The organism is uncultured Nostoc sp., from assembly GCF_964245575.1.
Lineage (GTDB): Bacteria > Cyanobacteriota > Cyanobacteriia > Cyanobacteriales > Nostocaceae > Nostoc.
The window spans coordinates 1-5,696 of the sequence record NZ_CAXTNP010000390.1 but is presented as its reverse complement, the minus strand read 5'-3'; the positions used below and the strand labels follow the sequence as shown (position 1 = coordinate 5,696).

Below are 5,696 nucleotides of genomic sequence, written 5' to 3'. Positions count from 1 at the left end.
TGAACGTTGAGCTTCTGAGGATGAACGTTGAGCTTGTGAAGGTGAACCTTTAAGTTTTAACTCCCCCTGCTCGCCCTGCTCCCCCTGCCGTCTTAATCAGGGGGGCGGGTCATGAGCAATAGTGACAGTTGATACAAAGTTACTTTGCTTGCCGCTCTTGATCGCATCGAAAGTGCCTTTGATAGTACCAGCAATGGGAACAGCAACAAGTGTCCCCAACAACCCAGCAATCTCAAATCCCATCAAAATAGCTACGAAAATCCAGATGGGGTTCAGCCCAATAAAGTTGCCAAGTAACCTGGGAGCTAACAAGTTATCTTTAACCTGCTGCATGAGAATTGCTGCTATGGCAACTTGAACTGCCAACCACCAATTTTGCAGCAGTACTAAAATCGTCACTAGACCAATGCCGAGAGATGCCCCAATAAAGGGAATGAGTTCCGAGATACCGATTAATATGGCAAACAACAGGGCAAAGGACAACTTCATCACTAAGAAAATTGGCGTCAGGGTTAGCACCATGAACAGTCCTAGCAACAACTGGCTGAGGAAGAAGTTCTGAAAATTTAGGCGCAAGGATGCGGTGAGGGGATCTGCAATATTAGAGGGCAAAAGATTAACCAGACCATGCCAGACGCGATCGCCATATAAAAGCATATAAAATGCAAGCACAATGACTAGCACTACGTCAAGTAATCCTGAGAGCAGTGTTCCAGCAAATCCCACTGCACCAGAAGCTAGTTGTTGTACTACATTCTGAATGTTGGCATTGATTTGACGGCTCACAACCCTCAAATCAATTGGCAAACGTCGTTGTTTTGCCAGCTTCTCAAACTGCTCTAAGTTTGCTTGACTCGTGCCTAACCAATCAGGGATATTATTTAACAGTTGAACTGTTTGGTCAACAATCAACGGCACTAGAGTGACGCCCAGAATCACCAACAGGGTTAATGTTGCAAGTAAAACTATGATCACCGCCTGAGTGCGCGTGATCCGGGCACGTTCAAAGAACTTAACCGGGTAATTTAGTAGAAAAGCCAGAATCGCTGCAATGATCAAGACAGTAATGGGATGCTGAAAATAGCGAAAAAGCACAGACAGCAGCCAGATATTGAGAGCGATAATCGGGCCGCTTAGACCATAAATTAACAGGCGTTGAAGGGAGGCCGAACGGCGCATCTTATGCAACCTATTTTAGATATTCCTTGAGAGAATTTGTAAAATTCTTGATGGTGCTAATCATCATCATAGATATTTTTAACAATGACATATATAAGCGTATCTGAATACAAAGGAATTAAATCAAAATGGACAAAATCGTAGCCGACCTTCGCAAAGACTACACCTTGGAAGGTTTGAGCGAACTTGAAGTTGATCTCAATCCGTTTATCCAATTTAAAAAATGGTTCGATCAGGCACTAGCAGCGCAACTCCCAGAACCTAATGCCATGACCATTGCTACCGCCACACCAGACGGTAAGCCCTCAGCCAGAATGGTGTTACTCAAGGATTTTGATCAACGGGGCTTTGCCTTCTTTACTAACTACAACAGTCACAAAGGACAAGAACTGGCAGAAAATCCTCAGGGGGCTTTAGTGTTCTGGTGGGCAGAACTGGAACGTCAAGTGCGAATTTCGGGGTATGTGGAGAAAGTTTCCGAAACTGAGTCCGACCAGTATTTTCACAGTCGCCCTGCCAACAGTCGCCTGGGTGCTTGGATATCTAATCAAAGTGAGGTGATAGAAAGCCGAGAAGTTCTTGAGCGACGTTTGCAGGAGTTTAAGAGCAAATATGAAAATAAGGAGATTCCTCGACCGCCTCATTGGGGAGGCTTACGAGTGATCCCCACAGAAATTGAGTTTTGGCAAGGCCGCCCCAGTCGTCTGCACGATCGCTTGCTCTATAGCCGTTTAGATAATGACACTTGGAAAATAGAGCGGTTGTCACCGTGAAGGGGAGAAATCAATTCAAAATTCAAAATTTAAAATTAAAGAATTTCTCCCTCCTCTTTCCTCTTTCCTAATGCCCAATTCCCAATGCCCCGCATCACATTACCACTGAGTGATCAAATTTTGAATTGCTGCCCGTGCTTCTGATAAAGATTGGGTACGGGCATCACCTTCGTTCAGGCTATTAGCGTTAATAAATTGAATGTCTGTAATTCCAATAAAGCCGAAAATAGCCCGCAGGTAGGGTTCTTGGAAGTCGTAGGCAATGAAAGGGGAGGTCGCGCTAAAGTCGCCGCCGCGAGCTGTAATGATCACCGCTTTTTTACCCTCGACTAACCCTCTAAAGCCTTGAGCATCTATAGCAAAAGTCCGGTTAGCACGAACGATTTGGTCGATGTAAGCCTTAAAAGTGGAAGGTATATTGAAGTTATACATTGGTACTCCAAAGACGTAGCGATCGGCTGCCAAAAACTCATCAATCAGTTCGTCAGAAATCCTGATTGCCTCAGTTAATTCTGGGGTATGGGTTTCTGGTGGTGAAAATGCCGCCGCAATCCAAGCTTCATCAACGTGAGGAACTGGGTAATGCCCTAAATCTCGATAGGCGATCGCATCTTCAGGATGTGCTGCCCTCCAACCACTGACGAATTCCTTAGATAGTTCTCTGGAGTGCGATCGCTCACCACGGGGGCTGGAATCAATATGTAGAATGTTTACCACCAAATATCTCCTGATTAGCTAGGATTTACTGCTTTTACTTTTTTGAGTTTTTATTTCAAAGCATTACATTAGATACTAAAAGTAACTAGTTACTAAAGTAAAGTAGTTACCATAAAGTAACTGTCGGACAATTTTAGCCAACTTATCAATGTCTGTCTCTAAAAATCCTGATACTTGCCCTGTTAGTATTCTGATGTCCTTACTATCAGGGCCCTGGACAATGTATATACTGTGGGTGTTGTGTAATAGTGGGCCTACTCGCTTTGGTGCATTGAAACACCTAGTTGAGGGCATCTCAACTAAAGTTCTGACGGAAAGACTAAGGATGCTTGAGGCGGCAGAAATTATTTATCGCCACTATGAACCAACTGTTCCACCCCAAGTAACTTACGGTCTTACAAAACGTGGTCAGGAACTCATTGATGTGCTTCATCAACTCAATGCACTTGCTGAACGTTGGTATGGTAGCGAACAAGAGTCTGAATGTGAAGTAAAAAAGCCGATGGAGAATACATCGGCTTAACTGACAATATTGAAAAGGTCAATAGTCTACTGTTCCTGGATAGCTGCTGCTTTGGGAGAGAACTGAATTCTAGGATCTGGCATGAAATTGTATCTCAAGTACAATCCTCCCCAGACAAACAGGATAATTAGCAACGCACCAATACCAAGGGGACTGGGAAGCCAGAAAACAGTTTCTATGTGGTTTAACTCACCAGGCTGGAGTTTCCACACTAATCGATTGCCATTTTTTTCTGGCTCAATCGCAGTTTCAGTTAGTTGAATATTTTTGGCTCCCCAAGGAGTCTTCAAGCTAAATTCCAAATCGAGAATTGAACCCGCATTAGCCAGGACGTTACCTTTGCTAGCAATTAGAGACAGCGATCGCAAATCCAAATCATAAATCAACCGATTTCTAACTAAAAGTAAAAAATTGTTCTGCTCTAAGAGGACATTTGATTCAATTTTCGGCAGTTCTGAGTCAGATTGGCTCTCTACAGATTCAGAGGGTTGATTCGCACGGGAGTTAAAGAATTCGTTGAATTTCTCTTGCAATTCCCTACCACTACTAAAAGGAATTGTGACAATGATTTCTTCTTGGGAAACTCGCTGTGTTTTCCCCTCTAGTTGACGGGCGCGGCGTTCTATGCTGTTTAACCATTCGTACACAGAATCACCACTAAAACTGGTTAGCCGTTCTCCTAACTTAATATGCTGTACTAGTTCGCCACTATTTGAGTTGTCAAAGTTAAGCCCTACATCGTACTTAACACAGCCAGTCAGTAGCAAGGATGTTAACAGCACTAGCCACAGAATAGGATTTCGCATCGGAAAGACGCGGTTCATTCGATTTCGACCATTCAGTCGTGAGAGAAATTTCATATTTGTCAATACAAAACTAAATGGTCTGATTAACCAAAAGAAAATCTTTCCGAAAATTGAAGAATTTAAAATCATAAATCTCCCAAAAAGTCAAACTTTTTAACTAATCTTGACCGGACAATTCGCTTTTTCTTAGTTCGCTTTTTCGCCCATTGCGGACGTAATTGATAATTGATTCATCCTTCGTGTCAAAGCCCCTAATTTCAATTATGAAAAAAACCAAACACGTAGTATCAATATTCAGAGCAAGCGCATTTATGCGTGAAGTATTATTAATGGGCGAAAAAGCGAATTGTGAATTGCGAATTGGAAATGACTTCTACTACTGGGCGGCGCAATACGGTTCGGTTAACTTGTTTATCTCTCGAAGATCCCCCCAACCCACGCCAGTCGCTCCACTTGGGGAGACCCCTCTGAGCGACTGGCTCCCCGATAAATTGGGGGGCTATTTCCTCTATCCCCTTTTTAAAAGGGTCTATTTTCATTCCTCTACCCACTTTTTAAGGGGGTCGCCGCAGGCGGGGGGATCTTATCCGAACTATATTGCTGAGTGATGGATGTTTTCCAAGGGCAGGAAGGAACTCCAGCACGGAAATATCCTCCTGTTAGAATCAGCCAGGGGTTCCTGAAAAACTCAACCAAACCAAGTACGAGATGGTTAAACCAATAACAATTAGCGCCACCCAGATAAAGCGATTATCTCTGGTATTGACCTGACTAAGGTCAACGAATTCTGGCTCGGCAGGTTTAGGCTTTTGCTGCACAGAAGATTTAGTAGACTTAGCAGGTACAGAAATTTTGAGTTCATTATCAGATAGTGCGCCCAAATCGGGGATTTGGGTCATCCATTCGCTGGGTCTTTTTAATTTTGGTGCTTTTAAGATGTAAAGCATTCGTCGCGCTTGTTTGCTAATTTCAAAATGGGCATGGCGTTTAAGTCTTTCGCAAAGAGCGATCGCATCATCGGTGCGTCCAGCTGCTTCATAAGCTGTCACCAGATAAATTTCTACTTCGCCGCTAAGGCGAGAATTACGAGCTAACAGGGCGCTGGCTTTTTCTAGATTTTCTACAGCTTCGCGGTATTGCCCATTTTCAAAGGCAACTTTCCCAGCCTGGTAGCGGGTTTTAGCAATTTCTAAACTTTCTACACTCACGGCTTATACACAAATCAGCATTGTTTTAATTTTGCCAATGCCAGCAATCATTTTGGAATCTTTTCAAAAGCTGGCAATCTGAAAGTAAATAACTTCTAAAATTTTAACTAAGTAGCTGCGACTATTTTCTGATTATAAATTCCGGTATCAAATGCAGGTGAGCAAAATATGCTGAAAATCAAGCATTCACAACTGAACTGGCTCTTAGCAGGGATGACTTTAGCAGTGATGAGTGTAACCATTACTCCAGCTTCCGCCCAGTCTGTGATCGTGATTGATGGTGGTTATGGAGTTAGGCGTAGCTGCAAAGCAGCTTGTCGTCAGACATCGCCTGCTGTTGGTTCCTTTATTTATGGTAGTCCGATTCCCACACCTATGCCTGTAGACCCGGCAACGGGACTAATGCCACAACGCAATAATAATTTCCGCGATTATTCTTATCCCCAGGTAAGGCAGAACTTGAGAAATTCCACGCTGATTAATCCAACTT

The 5,696-nt window shown here is 43.3% G+C and carries 7 protein-coding genes; 3 read left to right on the top strand and 4 right to left on the bottom strand.

Annotated elements, in window-relative coordinates; translation table 11 throughout:
• Positions 1-96 precede the first annotated feature (96 nt).
• Entirely contained in the window at positions 97-1,179 is a 1,083-nt protein-coding gene (locus ACFFAP_RS35190) for an AI-2E family transporter (RefSeq protein ID WP_375515553.1), read from the bottom strand.
• Between the two features lie 128 nt (positions 1,180-1,307).
• Here ACFFAP_RS35190 and pdxH point away from each other — a divergent pair, with 128 nt between their 5' ends.
• Positions 1,308-1,952 carry a pyridoxamine 5'-phosphate oxidase gene (pdxH, locus tag ACFFAP_RS35185; protein WP_375515552.1) on the top strand — a complete coding sequence of 215 codons (645 nt, stop codon included), beginning with the start codon at positions 1,308-1,310 and terminating at the stop codon, positions 1,950-1,952.
• A 99-nt stretch (positions 1,953-2,051) separates the two neighbouring features.
• Here pdxH and ACFFAP_RS35180 read toward each other — a convergent pair whose 3' ends face one another.
• Positions 2,052-2,669 carry an FMN-dependent NADH-azoreductase gene (locus tag ACFFAP_RS35180; RefSeq protein ID WP_375515551.1) on the bottom strand — a complete coding sequence of 206 codons (618 nt, stop codon included), beginning with the start codon at positions 2,667-2,669 and terminating at the stop codon, positions 2,052-2,054.
• Positions 2,670-2,817: 148 nt separating this feature from the next.
• On the opposite strand from ACFFAP_RS35180, the gene ACFFAP_RS35175 reads away from it, so the two are divergent.
• Entirely contained in the window at positions 2,818-3,192 is a 375-nt protein-coding gene (locus ACFFAP_RS35175) for a winged helix-turn-helix transcriptional regulator (protein WP_375515550.1), read from the top strand.
• 26 nt (positions 3,193-3,218) lie between these two features.
• Here ACFFAP_RS35175 and ACFFAP_RS35170 read toward each other — a convergent pair whose 3' ends face one another.
• Together ACFFAP_RS35170 and ACFFAP_RS35165 are read right to left on the bottom strand one after the other, a co-directional pair.
• Complete coding sequence (locus tag ACFFAP_RS35170; protein WP_375515549.1) at positions 3,219-4,127, bottom strand: DUF3153 domain-containing protein; 909 nt, start codon at positions 4,125-4,127, stop codon at positions 3,219-3,221.
• A 536-nt stretch (positions 4,128-4,663) separates the two neighbouring features.
• Positions 4,664-5,206 carry a tetratricopeptide repeat protein gene (locus ACFFAP_RS35165; RefSeq protein ID WP_375515548.1) on the bottom strand — a complete coding sequence of 181 codons (543 nt, stop codon included), beginning with the start codon at positions 5,204-5,206 and terminating at the stop codon, positions 4,664-4,666.
• A 168-nt stretch (positions 5,207-5,374) separates the two neighbouring features.
• On the opposite strand from ACFFAP_RS35165, the gene ACFFAP_RS35160 reads away from it, so the two are divergent.
• Positions 5,375-5,696: hypothetical protein (locus ACFFAP_RS35160; protein WP_375515547.1), on the top strand; the 322-nt coding region annotated here is incomplete at its 3' end.